General features: G+C 72.7%; 19 protein-coding genes. 12 read left to right on the forward strand and 7 right to left on the reverse strand.

Annotated features, from left to right (window positions below):
- The first annotated feature begins 404 nt into the window (after window positions 1-404).
- The 6 genes from AMK21_RS25740 to AMK21_RS25765 all read left to right on the forward strand — a co-directional run bounded on the left by AMK21_RS25740 (window position 405) and on the right by AMK21_RS25765 (window position 7,920).
- Entirely contained in the window at window positions 405-2,855 is a 2,451-nt protein-coding gene (locus AMK21_RS25740) for a heavy metal translocating P-type ATPase (protein ID WP_073881563.1), read from the forward strand.
- Window positions 2,856-2,908: 53 nt separating this feature from the next.
- A complete protein-coding gene (locus AMK21_RS25745) occupies window positions 2,909-3,292 on the forward strand; it encodes a DUF6153 family protein (protein WP_234422050.1) in 384 nt (127 codons plus the stop codon).
- 86 nt (window positions 3,293-3,378) lie between these two features.
- Window positions 3,379-4,008: a DUF305 domain-containing protein gene (locus AMK21_RS25750; RefSeq protein WP_073881564.1), complete on the forward strand. Its 630-nt coding sequence runs from the start codon at window positions 3,379-3,381 to the stop codon at window positions 4,006-4,008.
- Window positions 4,009-4,320: 312 nt separating this feature from the next.
- Window positions 4,321-5,700, forward strand: a complete 1,380-nt coding sequence (locus AMK21_RS25755) for an FAD-binding oxidoreductase (RefSeq protein WP_079181255.1) — start codon at window positions 4,321-4,323, stop codon at window positions 5,698-5,700.
- Window positions 5,701-6,175: 475 nt separating this feature from the next.
- Window positions 6,176-6,931: an SDR family NAD(P)-dependent oxidoreductase gene (locus AMK21_RS25760; protein WP_073881566.1), complete on the forward strand. Its 756-nt coding sequence runs from the start codon at window positions 6,176-6,178 to the stop codon at window positions 6,929-6,931.
- A gap of 158 nt (window positions 6,932-7,089) precedes the next feature.
- Window positions 7,090-7,920: an aldo/keto reductase gene (locus tag AMK21_RS25765; RefSeq protein WP_073881567.1), complete on the forward strand. Its 831-nt coding sequence runs from the start codon at window positions 7,090-7,092 to the stop codon at window positions 7,918-7,920.
- A 67-nt stretch (window positions 7,921-7,987) separates the two neighbouring features.
- On the opposite strand, the gene alc is transcribed toward AMK21_RS25765, so the two are convergent.
- A complete protein-coding gene (gene alc / locus AMK21_RS25770; RefSeq protein WP_073881568.1) occupies window positions 7,988-9,109 on the reverse strand; it encodes an allantoicase in 1,122 nt (373 codons plus the stop codon).
- A gap of 64 nt (window positions 9,110-9,173) precedes the next feature.
- Complete coding sequence (allB, locus tag AMK21_RS25775) at window positions 9,174-10,517, reverse strand: allantoinase AllB (protein ID WP_079181256.1); 1,344 nt, start codon at window positions 10,515-10,517, stop codon at window positions 9,174-9,176.
- Window positions 10,518-10,866: 349 nt separating this feature from the next.
- Between allB and AMK21_RS25780 the strand changes: the two genes are divergently transcribed.
- On the forward strand, window positions 10,867-11,664 hold the full coding sequence (locus AMK21_RS25780; RefSeq protein ID WP_030562551.1) for an IclR family transcriptional regulator: 798 nt from the start codon (window positions 10,867-10,869) through the stop codon (window positions 11,662-11,664).
- Window positions 11,665-11,675: 11 nt separating this feature from the next.
- On the opposite strand, the gene AMK21_RS25785 is transcribed toward AMK21_RS25780, so the two are convergent.
- Entirely contained in the window at window positions 11,676-12,356 is a 681-nt protein-coding gene (locus AMK21_RS25785) for an ABC transporter ATP-binding protein (RefSeq protein WP_073881570.1), read from the reverse strand.
- Window positions 12,353-13,435 (reverse strand): ABC transporter permease, encoded by a 1,083-nt coding sequence (locus tag AMK21_RS25790; protein WP_073881572.1) that lies wholly within the window; start codon window positions 13,433-13,435, stop codon window positions 12,353-12,355. The genes AMK21_RS25785 and AMK21_RS25790 overlap by 4 nt, the downstream gene beginning before the upstream one ends.
- A 110-nt stretch (window positions 13,436-13,545) precedes the next feature.
- Here AMK21_RS25790 and AMK21_RS25795 point away from each other — a divergent pair, with 110 nt between their 5' ends.
- Window positions 13,546-14,796: a sensor histidine kinase gene (locus AMK21_RS25795; protein WP_073881574.1), complete on the forward strand. Its 1,251-nt coding sequence runs from the start codon at window positions 13,546-13,548 to the stop codon at window positions 14,794-14,796.
- On the forward strand, window positions 14,793-15,437 hold the full coding sequence (locus AMK21_RS25800) for a response regulator (protein ID WP_073881575.1): 645 nt from the start codon (window positions 14,793-14,795) through the stop codon (window positions 15,435-15,437). The genes AMK21_RS25795 and AMK21_RS25800 overlap by 4 nt, the downstream gene beginning before the upstream one ends.
- Before the next feature lie 22 nt (window positions 15,438-15,459).
- Here the strand turns inward: AMK21_RS25800 and AMK21_RS25805 are convergent, their stop codons facing one another.
- On the reverse strand, window positions 15,460-15,762 hold the full coding sequence (locus tag AMK21_RS25805) for a DUF5955 family protein (protein ID WP_199863287.1): 303 nt from the start codon (window positions 15,760-15,762) through the stop codon (window positions 15,460-15,462).
- A 203-nt stretch (window positions 15,763-15,965) separates the two neighbouring features.
- Here AMK21_RS25805 and AMK21_RS25810 point away from each other — a divergent pair, with 203 nt between their 5' ends.
- The 3 genes from AMK21_RS25810 to AMK21_RS25820 all read left to right on the forward strand — a co-directional run bounded on the left by AMK21_RS25810 (window position 15,966) and on the right by AMK21_RS25820 (window position 23,553).
- On the forward strand, window positions 15,966-16,571 hold the full coding sequence (locus AMK21_RS25810) for a nucleotidyltransferase family protein (protein WP_073881578.1): 606 nt from the start codon (window positions 15,966-15,968) through the stop codon (window positions 16,569-16,571).
- 244 nt (window positions 16,572-16,815) lie between these two features.
- A complete protein-coding gene (gene aceB / locus AMK21_RS25815; protein WP_073881580.1) occupies window positions 16,816-18,435 on the forward strand; it encodes a malate synthase A in 1,620 nt (539 codons plus the stop codon).
- 291 nt (window positions 18,436-18,726) lie between these two features.
- Window positions 18,727-23,553 (forward strand): CHAT domain-containing protein, encoded by a 4,827-nt coding sequence (locus tag AMK21_RS25820; protein WP_073881582.1) that lies wholly within the window; start codon window positions 18,727-18,729, stop codon window positions 23,551-23,553.
- A gap of 18 nt (window positions 23,554-23,571) precedes the next feature.
- Here the strand turns inward: AMK21_RS25820 and AMK21_RS25825 are convergent, their stop codons facing one another.
- Together AMK21_RS25825 and AMK21_RS25830 are read right to left on the reverse strand one after the other, a co-directional pair.
- On the reverse strand, window positions 23,572-23,787 hold the full coding sequence (locus AMK21_RS25825; RefSeq protein ID WP_073881584.1) for a hypothetical protein: 216 nt from the start codon (window positions 23,785-23,787) through the stop codon (window positions 23,572-23,574).
- Window positions 23,784-24,419, reverse strand: coding sequence for a DUF6338 family protein (locus tag AMK21_RS25830; RefSeq protein WP_234422059.1), 636 nt, complete (start codon window positions 24,417-24,419; stop codon window positions 23,784-23,786). Before AMK21_RS25830 ends, AMK21_RS25825 begins: the two co-directional genes overlap by 4 nt.
- Window positions 24,420-24,503: the final 84 nt, after the last annotated feature.

Raw genomic sequence — 24,503 nt, forward strand, 5'->3', positions numbered from 1 at the left:
CGGCTCTCGGGTCGGAGCCCTCACACGGGGAATCCCGCTGGCGGCCCTGGCCTGGGTCGGGATCGTTGCCATGTGCCCGCTGATGATGTTCTTCATGATGTGAGACACGCGCGACAAAAGCGACGACCGCAGCATGCAGGAAATACCGGACATGGACCGCAGGCACCACGACCATCCCAGGCCCCGACGGAAGTGACCACCTGGCAGGGGGCGGGAAGGCGGGCACCTCCCGACTGACGCCGCTGTCACGAGAACGTCGCCCTATTCCTCTTTCACGCCGTTATGCGCCATTATGCGCCCGCGAGCCGTATCAGCCGTTGCGGCGCGGCTACGACCGCCGCAGGCTGCTGCCAGACGAACCGTTTACATGGATGAGCACGTACGCGCCTAGGAGCTGAACGCGCATGAGGCACCCGCCAGGACTGGGACCGAGCGATCCGCGTACGGATCGGAGCACGGCGGTGCTGGACGTGCGGGGCATGGTGCGTGCCAGTCAGCAGAACACCGTCGCCGCCGTTCTGGGCCGCCGGCCGGGTGTCCTGGACGTCGAGGTCAACCCCGTGGCGCAGTCGGCCACCGTCGTCTTCGACCCGACGCGGACCTCCCTGGCCGAGCTGCGCGGCTGGGTGACCGAGTGCGGCTACCACTGCGCCGGCCAGTCGGTGCCGTCACACGTCTGCGACCCGATGGACGAGCCTGACCCGCCCGGCCCCGCACGTGCGCCCGAAGCCGTGCGGCCCGCGCCCGTGGGGCACGAGCCAGAGGTCATGCACTCGCCCCACGAGGCGACGGTGGACGATGACGGCCATCACGGTCATGGCGGTCATGCGGGGATGTCGATGGCGGCGATGGCCGCCGACATGCGCAACCGCTTCCTCGTCGCGGTGATCTTCTCCATTCCTATCGTGATCTGGTCCCCCATCGGCGAGGAGGTCTTCGGCTGGCACGTGCCCGTGCCGTTCGGGCTCCGTCAGGACGTGTGGGCGCTCCTGCTGAGCCTGCCGGTGATCTTCTACTCGTGCTCGATCTTCTTCGTCGGCGCAGTACGGGCCCTGCGCGCCCGGACGCTGGACATGATGGTGCTGGTGGCGGTCGCCGTCGGCGCGGGCTGGCTGTACTCCCTCGTCGTCACGCTCACCGGCGGCGGGGACGTCTTCTACGAGGCCGCCACGGTGCTGGCGTCCTTCGTGTTGCTCGGCCACTGGTTCGAGATGCGCGCCCGCGGCGGTGCCAACGACGCGATCCGCGCTCTGCTGGACCTCGCCCCGCCCAAGGCCGTCGTCCTGCGGGACGGCGAACCGGTCGAGGTCGCCACCACCGAGGTGGCCGTCGGTGACCTGCTGCTCGTCCGCCCCGGAACGAAGATCGCCGCGGACGGGGTCGTGGAGGAGGGCGAGAGCGAGGTCGACGAGTCAACCGTGACGGGGGAGAGCCTGCCGGTGCACAAGGCGCCGGGCGACGCCGTGGTCGGTGCGACCCTCAACGCCAACGGCACCCTGCGGGTACAAGCGACCAGGGTGGGCGCGGACACGGCACTGGCTCAGATCGTCAAGCTGGTCCAGGAGGCACAGAACTCGAAGGCACCGGGCCAACGGCTCGCCGACCGAGCCGCATTCTGGCTGGTCTTCGTCGCCCTCATCGGCGGCGCGCTCACCCTCGCCGTCTGGCTGCTGGCCACCGACCGCCCCTTCAGCAGCGCGATGCTCTTCGCGATCACGGTGGTCGTCATCACCTGCCCGGACGCGCTGGGCCTGGCCACTCCCACCGCGATCATGGTCGGCACCGGCCTGGGGGCCAAGCGGGGAGTCCTGTTCAAGAACGCGATGGCCCTGGAGACGTCCGCCGGGATCCAGACCGTGGTGATGGACAAGACCGGCACCCTCACCAAGGGCGAACCCGAGGTCACCGAGGTGACCACCGCGCCCGGCCGAGACGAGGACGAGATCCTGCGGCTGATCGCGGCCGTCGAGCGGGAGTCCGAGCACCCGCTGGCCGAGGCGGTCGTACGCCACGCCGAGTCGCGCGGTGCCGGGCCGGCGCAGGCCCGGCACTTCGAGAACGTTCCCGGCCACGGGGCGACCGCCGTGGTGGACGGCCACCGGGTCGCCGTGGGCAACAGCCGGCTGGCCGAACGCGAAGGCGTGGACCTCGGTCCTCTGGCCGCCCGGCGGGACGAGTTCGCAGCCACCGGCCGCACCGTCGTCATCGCCGCTGTCGACGGCCAGGCCGCCGCCCTCATCGGCATCGCCGACGCGCCGCGGGAGACCTCCGAGGCTGCCGTACGCGAACTGCACGCCCTGGGCGTCGAGGTCGTCATGCTCACCGGCGACAACCAGGCCACCGCCGAGCGGATCGCGCAGCGTCTGGGCATCGACACCGTCATCGCCGAGGTCCTGCCCGGCGACAAGGCCGCCATCATCGCCGGGCTTCAGCGCGGCGGCCGCCAGGTTGCCATGGTTGGTGACGGCGTCAATGACGCACCCGCCCTCGCCCAGGCCGACCTGGGCATCGCCATCGGCGCCGGCACCGACGTCGCCATCGAGACGGCCGACCTCGTCCTGATGCGCTCCGACCCCCTCGACGTCCCCACCGCCCTGCGCATCGGCAGGGGCACCGTGCGCAAGATGCGCCAGAACCTCGGCTGGGCGATCGGCTACAACGCCATCGCCCTGCCCATCGCCGCAGGTGTCTTCGAACCCGCCACCGGCCTGATCCTGCGCCCCGAGATCGCGGCACTGTCCATGTCAGGATCCAGCATCATCGTCGCCGTCAACGCCCTCGCCCTCAAACGCCTCCCCCTGCCGCGCCCTGCCCCTACGGCTCCGGTGGACGGAGGTGATGGCAGTGGCAGGTGACCGGGCCCAGGCCGCGCTCCGCCGGGCGCCAGTGCGGCCTACGGTGGGAAGATGTGACCGTCGGCGAGCCCCGCACGCCGCCGCGGCCCCAGCCGGTGCTGTGGCTCAGGCTGCTGCTGGTTCCCGGACTCACCCTCGGGCTGGTCGGCCTGCATGCTCTGGGCACTGCCGCCGCGCTGCCGTCGTCGGGCGCCACCGAGCACATGTCCCACCACGTGGCGGCGGCGCAGGCCGGCCCGCAGTGCCTGTGCCCCGACGACGCCCCGGGCCCGACCCGCCACGGCGGCCACGCGGACCAGAGGTGCGCATCCACGGCGCTGCCCGGATCCCCCGGCATCGCCGACACCCCGGCCGCGCTGCCGCTCGCGCTGGACTACGAGCCCGCCGGAGGGCGGGCACCACCCATGCTCACCGAACTCCAGATCCTGCGGATATGAGGGCTCCTCCTATGCACGCGCCGAGGGCGCCGACCACGGACGGCCCAGCCCTTCCTTCCCGCATCCGATCACTGGAGCCCGACGAAATGAACACGAACCGATCCCTGCCGCGCCGCGCGGCCCTGGCGGCCACTGCGGCCGCCGTCGGCCTGGTCCTGGCCGCGTGCGGCAGCGACAACAGTGCGAACACGGCCGGAACCACTCCCGCGACCGCCCCGGCGTCGACAGAGGCCGACCGGCACAACCAGGCGGACGTCACCTTCGCGCAGGGGATGATCCCCCACCACCGTCAGGCCGTCCTGATGTCGGACATGGTCGCCACCCACGCCGCCTCCACCGACGTCAAGACACTCGCGAAGAAGATCAAGAAGGCCCAGGCCTCGGAGATCGAGACCATGTCCGGCTGGCTCAAGGCGTGGGGCGAGAAGGTCCCCACCGGCCACGGCATGGACGGCATGGGCCACGGCGATGACGATTCCGGCATGCCCGGGATGATGAACGACCAGGACATGAGCCGGCTAGGCAATGCCGAGGGCAACGCCTTCGACACCATGTTCCTGACCCTGATGATCGAGCACCACGAGGGCGCGATCGGCATGGCCGAGACGGAGAAGCAGCAAGGCGCCTACAACCCCGCCAAGGCCCTGGCCGACGACATCATCACCTCCCAGACCGCCGAGATCGCCCAGATGCGCACCATGCTCAAGACCGGCTGACAGCGGCAGGGCGGCGACCTGCCCGGCCCGCGGAGCCGCCCTCGCCCCCGCCGGTCTGGTCGTCTCCTTCGTCGCCTACGTCATCAAGGGCGCGGACACGCCCTGGCACCGGTTCCCCGGCCGCGTGGACGTTCCCGAGGCTGTCGAGTTGAGCATCCGGCTCATCGGCGTAGCGTGAAAGAGACTTGGACCGGGCGGAGCCGGGTCGCAGAGCGGCCGGGGGAGCGACGGGCGACCGTGGTCGAGGGCTGAGTAACTCCGGAAGTCGAGGGCTGAGTGATTCCGGAACTCGTGCCAAATGACGCGCAAGGAGTGAGGTTGGTGAACACCTCATCGATCAACCAGTTGCGGGAGCGTGCACGGGGGCCGGTAGTCACACCCGACAGCGATGGCTACGACGAGGCGCGCAAGGTGTACAACGGCATGATCGACCGGCGCCCGGCTGCCGTCGTGCAGTGTGCCAACGCGGGCGATGTCATGGCTGCGGTCGACTTCGCACGTGGCAATGAGCTGGACCTCGCGGTGCGTGGTGGTGGCCACAGTGTGCCCGGCTTCGGGACCTGCGACGACGGCGTGGTGGCCGATCTGTCCGGCATGCGAGGCGTCCGCGTCGATCCCGAGCGACGGACCGCGCGGGTGGACGGCGGAGCGACCTGGGGCGACTTCGACGCGGCGACGCACGCGTTCGGTCTGGCGACCACGGGAGGAATCGTCTCCACCACCGGCGTCGGAGGGCTCACTCTGGGTGGCGGCATCGGATACCTCGCCCGCAGCCTGGGCCTGAGCTGCGACAACCTGATCTCGGCCGATGTGGTGACTGCGGACGGCAGGCTGCTCGTCGCGAGCGAGCACGAACACGACGACCTGTTCTGGGCCATCCGTGGCGGCGGCGGCAACTTCGGCGCGGTGACATCGTTCGAGTTCCGGCTCAGTCCGGTCGAGGACGTCTACGGCGGGCCCATCCTGTACGAGTTGCAAGATGCCGGCACGGTTCTGCGTTCGTTCCGCGAACTCATAGCCGACGCCCCGGAGGAACTCGGCTGCTTCCCTGCCTTCCAGATCGCCCCGCCACTGCCGTTCATCCCGGAGGACCGGCACGGCGACACCTTCATCCTCATCGTCGCGTGCTGGGCCGGACCCATGCATGAGGGAGAGCGCGCCGTCCAGCGGTTCCGTGATTTCGCACCGGTGGTTGCCGAGCACGTCGGCCCCATGCCGTATCCCGCACTCAACAGCGCGTTCGACGCGCTCGTGCCGCCTGGCCTGCAGCACTACTGGAAGGCCAACTTCGTGACAGAGCTCAGTGATGCGGCGATCACAGCACACCTCGATCACGGGCCTCGGCTGCCCGCCATGAATTCGACGGTGCACATCTATCCGATCAACGGCGCCTGCCACCGCGTGGCACCGGAGGACACGGCCTTCGCCTACCGGAATGCCACGTTCGCCACCGTCATCGCCGGAATGTGGCCGGACCCTGCCGACAGCGAGGCCAACACCGCCTGGGTGCGCGACTACTACCAGGCCACGGCTCCACACTCGGAGGAAGGCGGGTACATCAACTTCATGGCCGAGGACGACCAGGGCCGTATCAAGGCCAACTACCAGGGCAACTACGAACGCCTCGTAGAGGTCAAAAGGGCTTACGACCCCGGCAACCTGTTCCACGTGAACCAGAACATCAAGCCGTAGGGGCGATCGGCGACCATAGGGGAACGGACGTACCTGAGGCGGCTGGGCCCACTCCGAGGCGTCGTCCAGGAGTCCGGGAGAGGCAGACGCGAGCACCCTCGCTGACTGCTTCAGCGTGCTCGGCCCATGTCCTCGGCGACGGACATCATGGCGCCGCACGCCCGCGCCACCCTGTGACGCCGCCTCGGGGCCGTCATCGACGGAGTGGCAGCCGAGGGAGTGGGTGACGCCACGACGGGCGAGCAGCAGCATCGCCCGCCGACAGCGCACGGGCTTGCACTTCCCGGCGCACGGTCTGCCCGCGCGCCGGACGATTCCGTTGCTCCGAGCCGCGGAAGCCCCGACAGGACGACGGCGGCCGGGGCGGGCCGTGGCCACACCCCGTCCGATTCCCGCCGGTGTCCGGGCCTCCGGGCGAGTTTGCTGGTTCCTGTCGCCGGATCGGCGGCGCTCCCCGAAGGCAAGGAACCCCACCATGTCCAGCACCACCATCACCACCTCCGCATCCCGGGCCGCCCTGGTCACCGGGGGCAGCCGCGGCATCGGCGCGGCCATCGCCCTGCGGCTCGCAGAGGCGGGGGCGGACGTCGCCGTCACCTACGTACGGGACGAGGAGGCGGCCCGCGCGGTCGTGGCGAAGATCGAGGGGACGGGCCGGCGCGCGGTCGCCCTGCGCTGTGACGCGGCGGACGTCGGGGCCGCCGCCGAGGGGGTGCACCGCGCGGCGGACGCGCTCGGCCGGCTCGACGTCCTGGTCAACAACGCGGGCATCGGCGTCCTCGGCCCGATAGCGGAACTGCCCGACGCCGAGGTCGACCGTGTCCTGGCGGTGAACGTGCGGGCGGTCTTCCTCGCCTGCCGGGCGGCGGCGGACCGGCTGGCCGACGGTGGGCGCATCATCTCGGTCGGCACCGCGCTGAGCCGGTACGTGGGCGGGACCGGATCGACGCTGTACGGGATGAGCAAGTCCTCCCTCATCGGGCTGACCAAACCGCTCGCCCGGGAGCTCGGGCCGCGCGGGATCACGGTGAACCTGGTCCAGCCCGGCCCGGTGGACACCGACCTCAACCCGGTCGGCGGGCCGTTCGCCGAGGGCCAGCGGGCGGCGACGGCACTGGGCCGGTTCGGTACGGCGGACGAGGTGGCGTCGCTGGTGGCGTACCTCGCGAGCGCGGACGCGGGCTTCATCACCGGTACGGAGGTCGTGGTGGACGGCGGTCACGCGGCCTGAGCCGTCCCCGGCCTCCCGTAACCGCGATCCCGCCTCCCCTTCCGCGATCACTCCGAGCTGCCCCGCCCCCGCCGCCCGCCTACGCTGGCCGGGGCGGGGCAGGACGTGACATGACGTGACGTGACGCGACAAGGGCTACGGAAAGGTCAGGACGGACCATGGGCGACGTACCCGTTCATACGCTCAACGACTCCACCACCCTCCCGGCGGTGGGCCTCGGCACCTATCCGCTGGACGACGCGGAGGCGGAGGAGGCCGTCGCGGGAGCCCTGGAACTCGGATACCGGCTCATCGACACGGCCTTGAACTACGGCAACGAGGCCGGCACCGGCCGGGGCATCGCCCGCAGCGGCGTCCCGCGCGAGGAGATCCGCCTGACCACCAAAGTGCCGGGGAGGCACCAGGGGTACGAGCAGACGCTGGCCTCGTTCGAGGAGTCGCGGGCCCGGCTGGGCGTCGAGTACGTGGACCTGTATCTGATCCACTGGCCGCTCCCCCACGTCGACAAGTACGTGGAGACCTGGAAGGCGATGATCAGGCTCCGCGAGGACGGACTCGTCCGCTCCATCGGTGTCTCCAACTTCACCGCCGCCCATCTGGAGCGGCTGGAGCGGGAGACGGGCGTGCTGCCGTCGGTGAACCAGATCGAGATGCACCCGCTGCTCCCCCAGGAGGAGTTGCGGGCGGTGCACGCGGCGAAGGGCGTCGTCACGGAGGCCTGGAGCCCGCTGGCCCGGGGCCGTGAGGTGCTGGAGGACCCCTCCACGGTGGCGATCGCCGAGGATCACGGGGTGACCCCGGGGCAGGTGGTGCTGCGGTGGCACACGCAGGTCGGTGCGGTACCGATCCCGAAGTCGGCGGATCGGGGGCGGCAGCGGGAGAACCTGGACCTGTTCGGGTTCGAACTGACGGCGCAGGAGCTGACCACGATCGCGTCGGGGCGGCAGCGGCGCTTCGGCGGCGACCCGGACACGCACGAGGAGTTCTGAGGCGCGGTGGACAGGCCGGTGCGCCGCCGCGGTCCCTCTGCGATCACGTTGGCACGCCGGCCTGAGGTCAGCCGCCCAGCTCCCGGTGACGGGCCGCCAGTGCCGTCGCGCCCTCGTCCGTAAGGGATCCGTACAGCCGGAGCCGGGAGATCCCGCCGTCCGGGAAGATGTCGATCCGCACGTGGGTGGCGCGCACCGAACCGTCCAGCACGAAGCGGTGGTCGGTGTCGGGCTGGAGCCGGGTCCGGGGCAGGACCTCCGACCAGTCGCCGTCCTCGCCGTCCCGTACCGAAAGGCTCGCCCAGCCCGCCGAGTTGCCCTTGAGGTAGGCGGTGTCGATCCCGACGGCCCGGATGTCGGACCGCGCGGCGAGGCGGTAGCGGATCCAGTCGTTGCCGCGGTCGCGCCGGCGGCGGGTCTCCCAGCCGTCGTCCATCTTGCGCGAGCGGCCCGGCTGGATGGTGTTGGTGGCCGGGGAGTAGAAGCGGTCGGAGGCGTCCTCGACCTGGCCGCCGTTCTCCAGCGCCGCGAGGTCGAACGTCCCCAGCGCGGTGAGCCAGGCGGGGTCCGGGGCGACCTCTCCGTACACGCGCAGCCGGGCGATCCCGCCGTCCGGATGCTGGTTGATCCGCAGGTGGGTGAAGCGCTGCTCGGCGTCGACGGCGAAGCCGTTGGCCGCGTGGCCGCCGACCGGGGTGCGCGGGACGAGGGTCGTCCACTTCACGTCGGCGGCGAGGAGGTCCTCGGGCGACGGGGAGCCGGGGAGCGAGACGGCCTCGACGGAGACGGCCTGGGGGTAGTTGCCCCGGAAGTGGGCGGTGTCCAGGACGATGCCCCGGATGACACCGGGGGCGCCGAGGCGGACGAGGGCCCAGTCGTGGTCGTCGGGGGTGGGGTGCGGTTCGGCGGCGCTCACCCCGCGGCGGCGGCGGGTCTCCCAGCCGTCCATGATCTTGCCCTTGTGGCCGAAGTGCTCCGGGTCGAAGACGGCGGGGCCGGGCTTCAGCAGGTTCTCGCGCTCGGCGAAGAACTCGTCGTTGGCGGCGATGACCCCGGCCCCGAGGCGCCGGTCGGCCAGGTCGACGAGGTGGGTGAAGGGGAAGGCGGCGGTGCGGTGGTCGGCGTACGGGTCGCCGCCCGCGTACGGGGCGGCGTCGCCGGTGAAGCTCGGTATCGCGGCGTCCGTCATGGTGAGGGGTCCTTTCGGGGACGGTCGGTGGTCTCGTACGAGGGCGGGCGGCCCAGGGACGCGGTCAGTGGTCGCGTTCGAGGAGGCGGCCGGTGGGCTCGGCGAGGACGCCGTCGGCGGCGATGCGGACGCCGCGCAGCCAGCTGGAGCGGACCACGCCGTGCAGGGTCTTCCCGGCGTAGGCGGTGACCTGGTTGCGGTGGAAGAGCTCGGCGGGGTCGACGGTGAAGGTCGCCTCGGGGTCGAGGACCGCGAAGTCGGCGTCGCGTCCGGCCTCGATGGCGCCCTTGCGGCTCAGTCCGGCCAGCTCGGCCGGGCCGGCGGACATCCAGCGGGCGACGTCGTCCAGACAGTGGCCGCGCCTGCGGGCCTCGGTCCAGATGGCGGGCAGGCCGAGCTGGAGGGAGGAGATGCCGCCCCAGGCGGAGGCGAAGTCCGGGGTCTTGAGGTCGGTGGTGCAGGGCGAGTGGTCGGAGACGATCGCGTCGATCGTGCCGTCGGCGAGCCCGGCCCACAGGGCGTCCTGGTTGGCGGCCTCGCGGATCGGCGGGCAGCACTTGAACTCGGTGGCCCCGTCAGGGACTTCCTCGGCGGTGAGGGTGAGGAAGTGCGGACAGGACTCGACGGTGACCCGGACGCCCTCACGCTTGGCGTCGGCGATCAGCGGCAGGGCGTCGCTGGAGGAGAGGTGCAGCACGTGGACCCGGGCGTTCAGCCGCCTGGCGTGGGCGATGAGCCCCTCGATCGCGGTGTTCTCGGCGTCGCGGGGGCGGGAGGCAAGGAAGTCGGCGTAGGCGGGGCCGGGGCGCTGGGGGGCCTCGGCGAGGTGGTGCGGGTCCTCGGCGTGGACGATGAGCAGCCCGCCGAATCCGGCGATCTCCGCCAGGGAGCGGGCCAGCTGCTCCTGGTCCAGCTCGGGGAACTCCTCCACCCCGGAGGGCGAGAGGAAGCACTTGAAGCCGAAGACCCCGGCCTCGTACAGCGGGCGCAGGTCCTTCACGTTGGAGGGGAGCGCACCGCCCCAGAAGCCCGTGTCGACGTGCGCCTTGGGGGCCGCGACCTGCTGCTTGATCCGCAGGTTCTCGACGGTGGTGGTCGGCGGGAGGGAGTTGAGCGGCATGTCCAGGAGCGTGGTGATGCCGCCGGCCGCCGCGGCGCGGGTGGCGGTCCAGAAGCCCTCCCACTCGGTGCGGCCGGGGTCGTTCACATGGACGTGGGTGTCGACAAGGCCGGGGAGCAGGACGTCGTCGCCGAAGTCCTCCAGGCGGGCGCCCGCCGGCATCTCGGTGTCGTACGGCAGGACCGCGTCGATGGTGCCGCCCGCGACGGCGACCGTCGCCGGGCGGGTGCCCTCGGGGGTGACGACGCGCGTCGAGCGCAGTACCAGGTTCACGTCCGGACCGGACACCCGTGCCTCCTTCACTCCAGGAATTCAACGAACTGTTGAAACTCCTGAGGGAGTCTTCTACTCGGGAATCACCCTCGTCAAGACCCACTTTCCTCCGAGAGGGCCCGAGGGGCCACCCCCCGTCGCCCGACTGGAGGTTTCCACAAAGTAAAAGTCATATTTCGGAGTGCGGAACGTAGTATGGGCCAGGAGAGGCGGCACCGAGCTGCCGCGCCGGCCGCCCCCACACTCTCGGCACCCGGACAAAACAGCCCCTGACCGGCACGGACGCCGACCGGACAGCTGTGGGCCGATCGGGAAGCGCCCGGTAGGCTGCTGCCTTGCCTTCCGCTTCGAAAGGACCGTTGACGTGCCGCCGTCCCACGCCAGCACAGCCGACTCCAAGCCCTCCGGTGCCAGCGGTGGGGTGCAGTCGCTCGAGCGCGCCTTCGACCTGCTGGAGCGGATGGCCGACGCCGGGGGCGAGGTCGGGCTGAGCGAGCTGTCCGCGAGCAGCGGCCTGCCCCTGCCGACCATCCACCGACTGATGCGCACGCTCGTCGTCTGCGGTTACGTACGCCAGCAGCCCAACCGCCGCTACGCGCTGGGCCCCCGCCTGATCCGCCTGGGCGAGTCCGCCTCCCGGCTGCTCGGCACCTGGGCCCGTCCCTACCTCCAGCGGCTGGTGGAGGAGACCGGCGAGACGGCGAACATGGCGCTGCTGGACGGCGACGAGATCGTGTACGTCGCCCAGGTGCCGTCCAAGCACTCGATGCGGATGTTCACCGAGGTGGGCCGCCGGGTCCTCCCGCACTCCACCGGGGTCGGCAAGGCGCTCCTCGCCGACACCCCGGCCGACGAGGTCCGCGCGCTGCTCGCCCGCACCGGTATGCCGGCCGCGACCGAGAAGACGATCACCACGCCCGAGGGCTTCCTCGACGCGCTGGAGCAGGTGCGCCGGGCGGGGTACGCGGTGGACGACAACGAGCAGGAGATCGGGGTCCGCTGCCTGGCGGTCTCCGTGCCGAACTCCCCCACCTCGGCCGCCATCTCCATCTCGGGCCCGGCGGGCCGGGTGACGGAGAGCGCGACGGAGCGGATCGTGCCGATCCTCCAGCAGGTCGCGGGCGAGCTGTCGGACGCGCTGGCGAGCAACGGGGCGAACTGACCTCCGGGGGTTCAGACCTGCGCCGGTACGGTCAGCCGCCCGTCGTCCATCGTCACCGTGCGGTCCATCCGGTCCAGGTGGGCCAGGTCGTGCGTGACCAGCACCGTGGCCGTGGCGCGCTCCCGCGTCAGGGTGACCAGCAGGTGCAGCACCGCCGCTCCGCGCTCATGGTCGAGCGCGCTGGTCGGCTCGTCGACGAGGAGCACCTCAGGCTCGTTCATCAGGGCGCGGGCGATGTTGATCCGCTGGCGCTGACCGCCCGACAGCTGGTGCGGCCGCCGGTCCGCCTGCTCCGCCAGACCCACCGCGTCCAGCAGCTCCAGCGCCCGGCGGCGGGCTCCCCCGGCCCGCCCGCCCGACAGGTGGGCCATCACCTGGAGCTGCTCGGCGGCGGTGAGCGAGGACAGCAGGTTCGGGTGCTGGAACACGATCCCGATGTGCTCCCTGCGCAGGGCCGCCCGCGCCGCCGGAGTGAGCGGCCCCGTCCTCGTACCGGCCACGACGACCTCGCCGGAGTCCGGGGTGACCAGCGTCGCGGCGGCGGCCAGCAGGCTGGACTTGCCCGACCCTGACGGCCCGACGACGGCGGTGAGCGTGCCCGCCGGAACCTCCAGCGAGACCCGGTCCAGGGCGGTGAGCCGCCCGTCGCCGTCCGGGTACGTGAGGGTCACATCGGTGAGGGTGAGCGTCATCGGGCACTCCCGAGTGCGGTGAGGGGGTCGACGGCGGTGATCCGCCGGATGGACAGGGCGGCCCCGAGGGCACCGAGGACGATCATGATCGCGGCGGGGATCAGGACGGTCGCCGCGACCAGCACGAACGGCACCGGCCCCCCGCCGATCAGGACCCCGGCCCCGGCGGCGAGCGCCGTCCCGAGCCCCGTACCGAGGACGAGCATCACCACGGCCTGCCCGAGTGCGTCGCGCAGGAGATACGGCGTGGAGGCGCCGAGCGCCTTCAGTACGGCGACATCGGCGCTGCGCTGGATGGTCCAGACGGTGAAGAAGGCGCCGATGACGAGGGCGGAGATGGCGAAGAGAAAGCCGCGCATGAGTTGCAGCGAGCCGTTCTCGGCCTGGTAGGAGCCGATCGCGGTGAGGGAGTCGTCGAGGGAGAGCGTGCGGGTCTCCGCGGCCTCGTCCCCGGCCGCCAGGTCGGCGCCGTCGGTGGTGGTCAGGGCGATGACGGTCGCCTGTTCGGCGGGGCCCGCGCCGTCGTGGCCGATCTGCTGCCAGTCGTCGAGGGTGGTCCAGACGACGGGCGTGTGGCTGTAGGAGGCGTCTTCGGCGACGGCGGCGACCTCCCGCTCGGCCCGGCCGAGCGCGATCCTGTCGCCGGGGGCCGCGCCGAGCTCCTCGGCCGCCTTCCCGGAGAGCACGACACGTCCCGGGCCGATGCCTTCCGGCGCCAGCGTGCCGTCCGGTTCGACGCCGAAGGCCGACACCGGGGCCGTACGGTCGCCGGGGGCGGTGGCGTTCAGGGTGCGGATGCCCAACGGCTGGGCGGCCTCGACCCCGGGGCGATCGGCCCAGGCCCGCCAGTCGTCCTCGCGGACGGTCGAGTTGGTGAAGGACACCGACTGGTCACCGCGCGGGGCGGCGAAGGCCAGGTGGTCGGCGTCCAGGCCGGTGACGGCCGAGACGTTCTCCCGGGCCAGGCCGGCCGTGAGGCCGGACAGCAGGCCCACGAGCAGCGTGATCAGGACCACGACCGACCCCATGAGCGCGAACCGGCCCTTGGCGAACCGAAGGTCTCTCCATGCGACGAACATGGATCCATCGTCGGTGGTTCGGGGCGGGGAAACATCGCGCGGGGGACGGTCCCCGGATCAACCTTTCGATTGACCGGCCGAGCGGGGACCGCCGCTACGCTGGACGGACCATGGATTCGCGTTCGCACACCCACGTCACCGCTGCCCTGCGGCTCTGTCTGCACGCGCTGCTGACGGGCCTGCTGGCCCTGGTGGCGGTGCGCGCGGTGGGCGAGGGCGCGCCGCACGCGGGGGCGGTGGTGGCGCTGACGCTGGTGACGGCGGGGGCGTACGCGGCGGGGGCGCTGGCGGGGACCGGGGCCCTCGCCGCCTCCGTACGGCAAGGGGCGCTCGCCGCGTCCGTGCGCCCCGGCACAAAGGCCGCCGCCACCTGGCTCGCCGCGCTGGGGACCCTCTGGCTGGCGCTGCTCGCCCTCTCCCCCGATGCCCTGTGGGTCGCCTTCCCGCTCTACTTCCTCCAGCTGCACCTGCTGCCGACGCGCTGGGGCGTGCCCGCCGTCGCCGTCACCGCGGTGGCCGCGATCACCAGCTTCGTCGCGCACCGGCAGGAGATCGCCCCGGGCGCGTTCATCGGCCCGCTGCTCGGCGCGGCCGTCGCCATCGCCACGGTCCTCGGGTACGACGCGCTGTTCCGGGAGAGCGAGCGGCGCCGGGAGCTGATCGTGGAGCTGGTCGCCACCCGGGCGGAGCTGGCCGAGGCGGAGCGTACGGCGGGCACCCTCGCCGAGCGCGAACGGCTCGCCCGGGAGATCCACGACACGCTCGCCCAGGGCCTGTCCAGCATCCAGCTCCTGCTGCGCGCGGCCGAGCGCACGCTGCCCGAGGACGCGCCCGCCGCCGCGCACGTCCGCGCCGCCCGGGAGGCCGCGCAGGCCAACCTGGCCGAGGCGCGTTCCTTCGTACGGGCGCTGACGCCGCCGGACCTGGAGCACGGTTCGCTGGCGGCCGCGCTGGAGCGGCTCTGCGCCCGGACGACCGGGCCGGACCTCAGCGTACGGTTCGCGGTCAGCGGTACGCCGGTGGAGCTGCCGACCCCGTACGAGGTGGCGCTGCTGCGGACCGCCCAGTCGGCGCTGGCCAACACGGTGCGCCATGCGCGGGCGGGCCGGGCGGAGATCACGCTGAGCTTCATGGACACCTCCGTGGCGCTGGACGTGGTGGACGACGGGCGCGGCTTCGACCCCTCGGGCGCGCCGGTCGACGAGCGCGGCGACGGCGGCTTCGGGCTGCCCGCGATGCGGTCGCGGGCGGCCACGCTGGGCGGCACGCTGAGCGTGGAGTCGGCGCCGGGCCAGGGCACGGCGCTGGCGGTCACCCTGCCGCTGGCAGGCCGCCCTCGGGACCGGGAGCGCGCCGCATGAGCGAGGAGAGCACCATCCGGCTGCTGCTCGCCGACGACCACCCCGTCGTACGGGCGGGGCTCCGCGCGGTCCTGGACACCGAGCCGGACTTCCGCGTCGCGGGCGAGGCGGCCACCGCCGAGGAGGCCGTGGCGCTGACGGCGGCGGGCGGCTTCGACGTCGTCCTCATGGACCTCCAGTTCGGCCCGGGCCCGGGGATGCACGGCTCCGAGGCCACGGCGGCGATCACCGCCGTCGCCGACGGCCCCCGCGTCCTGGTCCTCACCACGTACGACTCCGACGCCGACATCCTGGCGGCCGTCGAGGCGGGCGCGAGCGGCTATCTGCTGAAGGACGCGCCCCCGCAGGAGCTGGCGGCGGCGGTGCGCACGGCGGCGGCGGGCCGCTCCGCGCTCGCCCCTTCGGTGGCCCACCGGCTGATGGACCGGATGCGCACACCCGCCGAGGCGCTGACGCGGCGGGAGCTGGAGGTGCTGCAACTGGTCGGGGAGGGGCTGTCCAACCTCCAGATCAGCAAGAAGCTCTTCCTGAGCCAGGCCACGGTCAAGTCCCACCTGGTGCACATCTACGCGAAGCTGGGCGTGGACTCCCGTACGTCGGCGGTCGCGGCGGCGACGGCCCGCCGGCTGATCCGCCGCTGAGTCGACCGGGCGACGCCCGGCCTCACCCGCGCGGCGGCTCCCCGAAGAGGTCCACCGCGTTGCGCACGTCGCGCAGTGCGGCGGCGAGTGCGCTGACCGAGCCGACCGACCCCGCGATCAGCAGCAGCGAGCTGCGCATGCGCGGGATCTCCGGGACCCCGCCGACCGCCATGGCATCGAGTGCCGCGAGCTCTTCCTCGGCGATGGGCCGGTCCGGGAACTCGAAGGACAGTGAGGCCAGCTCTCGGCGGAGCCGGGAGACGGCTATGCGCAGCTCCGCCACCCTCGGGTCCTCGCCGCTGCCGGTGACCCGCTTCTGCCCCACGCTTCGCAACACAGCACTCCCCCTCACACGTCCTTGTGCCGGTGTGGCCCCCCAGCCCCGGGACGGTGGCCAAGTACCGGGGTTCGCCCGCAAGTTAACGCCATGACAGGCTGTGTGCGCCACTCCACGGACAGAAATCAGGGTGACCCCTGAGAGTGACATGCGTGTCGCGTGTGCGAACGGCTCGGTGGTATCCAGGGCTCATGGCTTCTCATGCGAAGAATCCCAAGGTGGCAGGGGTGCTGCTCGCCGCGGGCGGCGGCCGGCGGCTCGGCGGTCGCCCCAAGGCCCTGCTGGAGCGCCGCGGCCGCCCTTTGGTGGAGCACGCCCTGCGGGCCCTGCGCAACGGCGGCTGCGGCCCGCTCCATGTGGTGCTGGGCGCGGCGGCCGACGAGGTGCGGGCCCGGGCCGATCTGACGGGTTCGGCGGTGACCGTGAACCCGGGGTGGGAGGAGGGCATGGGCTCCTCGCTGCGACTGGGCCTGGCGGCCGCGAGCGCTACGGGGGCGGACGCGGCACTCGTCCTGCTGGTGGACCAGCCGGGCATCGGCGCGGAGGCGGTGGCGCGGGTGCGTCTGGCGTACCGGTCGCGGACGAGCCTGGTGGCCGCCTCGTACGACGGGGAGCGCGGTCATCCGGTGCTGTTCGGGGCGGACCGGTGGGCGGACATCGCGGCGGGGGCGGTGGGCGACCAGGGGGCCCGGGCGTATCTGCGCGAGCACCGCGATGCGATCACGCTGGTGGAGTGTTCGGATGTGGCGCAGGCGTACGACATCGACACCGCACACGACCTGACCCACCTGGAATGAGCCCGATGAACGCTCCGTACCCGCCCTGGCACGCCGCGCCGCCGACGGCCCATTTCTGTCGAGCCGGAGAATCTCGATATCAACAAACCATTGAACTTCCACCATGAGGAAACTACTATCCACTGGTCAGAAGCCCTCTGAACCTCAGGCGGCACCCACGGCCGTATCTCGGAGCCCATGGCACGCCGTGCCAGGCGACCCGGCGGCCATGAGACGCCGCCGCCCGCTGAAGGAGTGACAGCTCATGTCCGCACCAGCGCCGTCCACGCTGGCCATCGTCGATGCCGAGCCCCTGCCCCGGCAGGACGAGGTCCTGACCGACGCGGCCCTCGCGTTCGTGGCCGAGCTGCACCGGCAGTTCACGCCGCGCCGCAATGAGCTGCTCACCCGGCGCACCGAGCGCCGCGCCGAGATCGCCCGTACCTCCACTCTGGACTTCCTGCCCGAGACGGCGGCGGTCCGCGCGGACGACTCCTGGAAGGTCGCGCCGGCCCCGGCCGCTCTGAACGACCGTCGGGTGGAGATCACCGGTCCGACGGACCGCAAGATGACGATCAACGCGCTCAACTCGGGCGCCCGCATCTGGCTCGCCGACTTCGAGGACGCCTCCGCCCCCACCTGGGAGAACGTGATCCTCGGCCAGCTCAACCTGACCGACGCCTACGAGCGCCGCATCGACTTCACCGACCCGAAGTCGGGCAAGTCGTACGCGCTGAACCCCGCCGACGAGCTCGCCACCGTCGTCACCCGCCCGCGCGGCTGGCACCTGGACGAGCGCCACCTCCAGCTGGACGGCACCCCCGTGCCCGGCGCGCTGGTCGACTTCGGGCTCTACTTCTTCCACAACGCCCAGCGCCTGATCGACCTCGGCAAGGGCCCGTACTTCTACCTCCCCAAGACGGAGTCGCACCTGGAGGCCCGCCTCTGGAACGACATCTTCGTCTTCGCCCAGGACTACGTCGGCATCCCGCAGGGCACCGTCCGCGCGACGGTCCTGATCGAGACGATCACCGCCGCGTACGAGATGGAGGAGATCCTCTACGAGCTGCGCGACCACGCCTCCGGGCTGAACGCCGGCCGCTGGGACTACCTCTTCTCCATCGTCAAGAACTTCCGTGACGGCGGCGCCAAGTTCGTCCTGCCGGACCGCAACGCGGTGACGATGACCGCCCCGTTCATGCGGGCGTACACCGAACTCCTGGTCCGCACCTGCCACAAGCGCGGCGCGCACGCGATCGGCGGCATGGCGGCCTTCATCCCCTCGCGCCGCGACGCCGAGGTCAACAAGGTGGCCTTCGAGAAGGTCAAGGCGGACAAGGACCGCGAGGCCGGCGACGGCTTCGACGGCTCCTGGGTCGCCCACCCCGACCTGGTCCCGATCGCCATGGCCTCCTTCGACGCGGTCCTCGGCGAGAAGCCGAACCAGAAGGACCGCCTCCGCGAGGACGTCTCGGTGGCGGCGGGCGACCTGATCGCCATCGACACGCTCGACGCCAGGCCCACGTACGAGGGCCTGCGCAACGCCGTCGCGGTCGGCATCCGCTACATCGAGGCCTGGCTGCGGGGCCTGGGCGCGGTCGCCATCTTCAACCTGATGGAGGACGCGGCCACCGCCGAGATCTCCCGCTCCCAGATCTGGCAGTGGATCAACGCGGAGGTGGTCTTCGAGAACGGCGAGCACGCCACCGCGGACCTGGCCCGCAAGGTCGCCGCCGAGGAACTGGCCGCGATCCGCGAGGAGATCGGCGAGGAGACCTTCACCGCGGGCAAGTGGCAGCAGGCCCACGACCTCCTGCTCCAGGTCTCCCTGGACCAGGACTACGCGGACTTCCTGACGCTGCCCGCGTACGAGCAGCTGCGCTGACCCGCGTGAACGGAACAGCAGCCGCACCGCCCCCGGCACCGCACAGCGCCGGGGGCGGTGCGGCTGCTGTCCAGGGCCCCTCACCCGAACCCGTGGGGCCGGTGATTGGGGTGGGAGAACGAACCCGCCCGACCCGTCGTGCCGCGCCGGCGAAGCAACAGCCCGGCGGCATGGACGTTCGGAAAGGCCGAAATCGACGGCCCGGAGACGACCTCCGCATCAGTAGGGTGATCGCGATACCGGCGTCCGCCCCGCCGGGACAGTGACAGGCCGACGCGACGGGGGGGGCCGATGACGCCGACGAGGGCCGAGGACGCCGCCCGCCGCATCCTCCAGCAGGCCGAGCGCGCGGACGCCGAGCCCGGCGTCCTGGAATGGTTCGCCGGGCCGGAGGCCGCGCGGGCGGCCGACGAGGTGCTCGGCTCCATCGCCCTCCCCGACGGGAGCGCGTGGGCCCTCGGCGTCCTGGCGCTCGGTTACGCCGACCTGTTCCGCTACGCCGCCCGGGGCGCGGCCGACCGAGGGGCGCTCGCCACCGCGCTGCTCCGGTTCGGCGTGGTCCACGAACAGGACCCCGAGCAGGTTCCGTTCGGGCTGCGCCCGCTGTTCGCCACGTTGTCCGGCGAACCGGACGGGGCCGCGACCCACCCCGGCCTGGCGTACGACGCCGGGGTCGGGATGATGACGGTGTTCCAGCGGGGCCGCGACCCCGGGGTCCTGCGTATGGCCGAGACCCTGCTGCGGCACGCCGCCACCGTCTCCGGACAGGGCAGCGTCGAGCAGGGCGTCTGCCTGTCGGACCTGGGTCTCGTCCTCTTCTACGGATTCCAGGACGGCGTCGGCCGCCAGGCGCTCTCGGACGCCGTCGGCACGGGCCGCGCCGCCGTGGTCTGCGCCCCCGGGGACCGGGACGAGCAGGCCCGCAGGCACAGCAACTTCGGGCACACGCTCCGGCACTGGGCCGACGTGACCGGGGACATGGACGCGATGCGGGAGTCGGTCGCCGAACTGCGGAAGGCGGTGGAGCTCTGCACGGAGAACAGTCCCCACCGTGCGCAGCACAGCGCCACCCTCGGTTCCGCGCTGTGCCTGGCCGCCGACCACCTGGACGATCCCGCGCTGCGCTCCCAGGGCGTCGCCCTGCTGCGCACGGCCCTCGCGGAGCCGGACGCCGCCGTGGCCAACCGTGCCGGGCTCCTCTCCGACCTGGGTGTGGCCCTCTTCGCGGAAGCCGTCGCGAGCGGTAGCGGCGACGAACTCCACGAGGAGGGTGTCGCCGCCTGCCGCGGGGCCGCGGACACGGCCCCGAACGCCTTCGAACGCGCCACGTACCTCATCAACCTCGGACTGATGCTGGCCGGGGTCGCCGCCCGCACCGGCCGTCCAGGGCTCCTCGACGACGCGTACGCCACGGCCCGCGAGGCCCTCGACGGTGCCCCGCCCGGCCATCCGGTGCGTGGCCGGGCGCACTTCGCCCTCTCGCAGGTGCTGGACGCGAGGTACACGGCGACCGGCTCCATGGGCGACCTGGACGAAGCCGTCGCGCAGGCCCGCCGGGCGACGGAGTGCGCGCCGGCCGACGACGTGGCCCGGCGGGTGCTCCACGCCACCGGCCACGCGGAGCTGCTGTGGAAGCGGGCCGTCCGGCATGTCGTGGCCACCGGAGAGCCCGGTGACCCCGGGGAACTCGACGACCCGGTCACGGTGCTCCGGGCCCTTGCCGCGGAGGTCCCGGCCCGTTCCGCCGAGCGGGCCCGGATCCTGCTGGCGCTCGGGCGCTGCCTGCAGATCCCCGGCGACACGGACGGCCTCGACGAGGCCGTCGACTGCTACCACAAGTGCCTCGCCCTGCCTCCTCCCACCGGCAGCTTCCGGGCCACCACCCGGTTCGCCCTCGGGGCCGCGCTGGCTCGACGCGCCGGGGCGGACGACGACGCGGCCTGGCGAAGAGGGAGCGAGGAGATGCTCCGGGGCCTCGGGCTGCTCCGGGCCGACGGCCCGGAGCACTGGGACTGCCATGCGGAGTACACCCACGCCCTCATGGACCGGGCCGACGCGACGAACGATGCGGCCCTGTACGAGGAAGGGGTGCGCCTGCTGCGCGAGGAGGTGCGGCACGCTCCGCTCCCCCGCGCCGAAAGCGCCGTACGCCGGTCGAACATCGGCTTCGGCCTGCTGAGCATCGCCACATGTACCGGTCGCACCGAGCTCCTGCCCGAGGCGGTGGCCGCCCATCGGGAGGCCGTCGCCCTGTCGTCGGCGCAGGACCCCTTCTCCGTCCATCTGCTCATGAGTCTCGGTGAGGCCCTGCTGGCCCTCGCCGAGTTCCGCTCGGACACCGAGGCACTGGAGGAGGGCGTCGCGGTGTTACGCAGGGCCGTGGCCGCCTCCGACGCGTCCACGTACAGCGGGGCGGACTGCCGCACGGCCCTCGGGGACGCCCTGCGCAACCTCGCCCGCCTCACCGCCGACGACGCTCCGCTGGAGGAGTCCGTACGGTGTCACCGGGAGGCGGTCGCCATGGCGGCGGGACCACCCTCGCCCCAGGCCCTGCTCGGCCTCGCCAACAGCCTGGGGGCCCTCTACCGCCGCACCGGTGACGCGCGGTGGAGCGACGAGGCCGTGCGGCACTACGAGGCCGCCCTCGCCGCCCCGCAACCTGTGGCATCGAGCCTGCGGGGCACCCTCCTCACCGGCCTCGGTTACGTCCGGTGGAGCCGGGCCGTCGACAGCGGCGACGAGAGGCTCATGGACCTGGCCGTCGCCACGCTGCGCGAGGCCGTGACCCATGTGCTCCAGATGCGCCGCGGCATGGCGCTCACCAACCTGGGCAGCGCCCTCATGAACCGCGGTCTGGCCACCGGCAACCGCGTCTGGCTGGCCGAGGCCGTGACGGTGCTGCGCCGCGCGGTGAAGGAGAGCCCGCCGGCGGGGGTGGAGCGGTCCCTGCACCTGAACAACCTCGCCGAGGCACTGCGCTGCTGGTACGAGGCCGTCGGCGACAGGTCCGCCGCCGACGAGGCGGCCGGGCTCCTGCGCGAGGCCATGGCCGTGGAGCACGGCGACCGCTCGGGTGCCGAGATGGCCGGCATCAACCTGGGGGTCCTGCTGACCAACAGGGCCCACCACGACGAGGATCTGCGCATCGCCGACGAGGCCCGGCGGGTCCTCGAAGAGGTGGTCGCCGGGTTCGGGGAGCATCACCCCGCGCGCCCCTACGCCCTGCAGAAGCTCGCGAGCGCCTGCACCATCGTCGCCGCCCTGGCGCGGGAGCGCGCCGAGGACGTCGCCCGGCGGGCGCTGCACCGGGCGGAGGCCGCCGCCCGGGAAGCCCTCGCGGGCACGTCCGCGGACCGTGCGCAGCACGGCCCCTCCCAGATGCTTCTGGCCTGGGTGCAGTTGGCCCGCACGGCACTGGGGGACCGGGTCGACCTGGTGGAGGTGGCCCGCGTCGCCCGCGACGGCGCACACAATCCGGTCGCCCCCGTCGCCGCCCGGATCCGGGCCGCCCACGCCTGGGGGCGGGCCGCGGTGAAGGCGGGGCACGACGCGGACGCCCTGGAGGGGTACGCGTACGCCGTCGGCCTGTTGCCCGGCATCGCACCGCGCAGCCTCGCCCGAGCCGATCAGGAGGCGCGGCTGCTGGTCAGCGAGGGCCTGGCGAGCGACGCCGCCGCGCTGGCGCTCGACGAGGGTGCGGCGGACCGTGCCCTCGCCCTCCTCGAACAGGGCAGGGGGGTGTTGCTGGCCCAGGGGCTGGAGGACCGGGCCGATGTGTCGCGGCTGCACACCCTCGCTCCGGGCCTCGCGGCCGAGTTCGAGCGGATACGGGGCCGGTTGAGCGAGCCGGCCCGGCCCTCCCCGGTGCCGGCCCCCGGAGTCGACGGCCCGGCGGCCCCGTTCCACGGAGCCCAGGAGGCGGCCGTCATCGCCGAGGCCCGGCACGCCCTGGCCCGGCGCTGGGAGCAGCTCATCGCACAGATACGGGAGCTGCCGGGTCTCGATGACTTCCTGCGACCGCCCTCCGTGGCGGAGCTGGTGGCCTCCGCCGCCGAAGGGCCTGTGGTGGTCGTCAACGTCAGCACCTACCGCTGCGACGCCCTCGTGGTGACCGCCGATGCCGGGATCGACGTGGTCCCCCTGCCCGACCTCACGCTGGAAGCCACCGTGTCGCGGGCGGCGGAGTTCATCGAGGGCGTGGACACGGCGTACGGGGAGAACGGCGTCGAGGAGGCCGTCGCCATGATGCGTACGCTATCCGGCACGCTGGGCTGGCTCTGGGATGCCGTGGCCGCGCCCGTACTCGACCACCTCGGCCTGGACTCCGTACCGCGTGACGGCGACCCGTGGCCCCGCCTGTGGTGGTGCCCCACCGGGCGGCTCTCCTTCCTGCCACTGCACGCCGCCGGTCGCGGTGCGGCGGACTCCGGCACCTGGGTCGTCGACCGTGCGGTCTCCTCGTACACCCCGACCCTCCGGGCCCTGGTGCGGGCCCGCGGCGGCCGGGGCGCGGGCGGCTCCACACACCCCGCCCCGCTGGTCGTGGCCCTCGCCGAGACGCCGGGGGCCGCGCCGCTGCCGGGTGTCTCGCGGGAGGTGGAGCTGCTCATGGAGCTGTTCCCGCAGGGGCGGCTGCTGGCCGGGCCCGATGCCACGGTGGAGGCGGTCGGCCGGGCGCTGGAGGCCCACCCGTGGGTCCACTTCAGCTGCCACGGCGTCAGCGAACTGCTCAACCCGTCGCGGAGCGGGCTGATCCTCTACGACGGACGGCTCACCGCGTCCGACGCGGCGGCCCGGCGTCCGGGGAACCCGGAACTCGCCGTGCTGTCCGCCTGCTCCGCGGCCCAGGGCGGCATCACGCTGTCCGACGAGGCGGTCCAGCTGGCCTCCTCCTTCCAACTGGCCGGATACCCGCATGTGATCGGCACCCTGTGGCCCGTCGCCGACAAACTGGCGACGCACCTCACCGAGGAGTTCTACGCCGCGCTCGCCGAGGACCTGGCCCGGGGCCGCCCCATCGATCCGGCCACGGCCCTGCACCGCCCGGTCAGGGCCCTGCGCGACCGCTACGCGCAGGCACCGCACCTGTGGGCGGCGCACATCCACACGGGCCCCTGAGGAGGGGCCGGTGTGCGCTCAGGGCACGTCCGGCTCCGGGGCCACCTGAGCGGTGGGCGCGACATCCCCCATCGCCGTGCCCGATGGCCCGTGCGGCACGTCGTCCGGCTCGGCCATCTCATCGGTGGGGCGATAGGTCTTGCGGAAGGAGAACTCCGCGACAAGGGCCGCCAACTCGGCGTCGTCGCCCGCCCCTCGTTCCCCGCCGTCGCCCGTCCCGTGCTTCTTCGTCACCGGTCACTCCCTCCGTCCGCTCCCGCCGACGGCGGCAGCAGCACCTCCAGCACTTCCACATCGTCCGCCCGCACATACACACCCGCCGTGCCCGGCATCCTGCCGAGGAACCTGCCGTCGGGCCCCATCCGGTACTGAGCCTGCAGATAGAGGTCACCCGGCTGCGGAAACGCCGAGACGGCCGACCGCGAACCGAGCCAGCCCCCCACCCACAGGCCGCTCCTGAGGCGCACCCGGACGAAGCAGGACCCACGATCCCTGAAGAGGGCGTCCCAGGCGGTCGGCGTCGGCTCGTACCGCGCCCCCGCACGCCGCCTCCCCCACACCGCCTCCGCCCAGGCCAGCGCGGACGGCACGGCGACGATCAGCAGCAGCGCGGCGAGCCCCGCCTGACGGGGCTGCCGCAGCACTCCGGCGACGGGCCCCTCCCCTCCCCCGGCCAGCAGCCGCACCAGCCACGGCCCCGCGACCACCGCGTACAGGGTGTCGAGGAGGGCGCTCGCGGCGATGGCGCGCACGAGCCGGTTCTGCGGCTCCTGCTCACTGGCCAGCGCGCCGCGCAGCCGCTCCCGCACCGCCTGGTAGAAGACACCGGGCAGCACGAGGACCAGCAGGATGGCCAATTGCCCCACCGTTCCCGGAACCATGGTGGTGCCGCACCCCCGTGCTCATCGCCTCGACCTCGTTGCCGCCCCAGGATGACGCATGATTCCCGG

The sequence above is a fragment of the Streptomyces sp. CB00316 genome (assembly GCF_001905595.1).
In the GTDB taxonomy this organism is placed as follows: domain Bacteria; phylum Actinomycetota; class Actinomycetes; order Streptomycetales; family Streptomycetaceae; genus Streptomyces.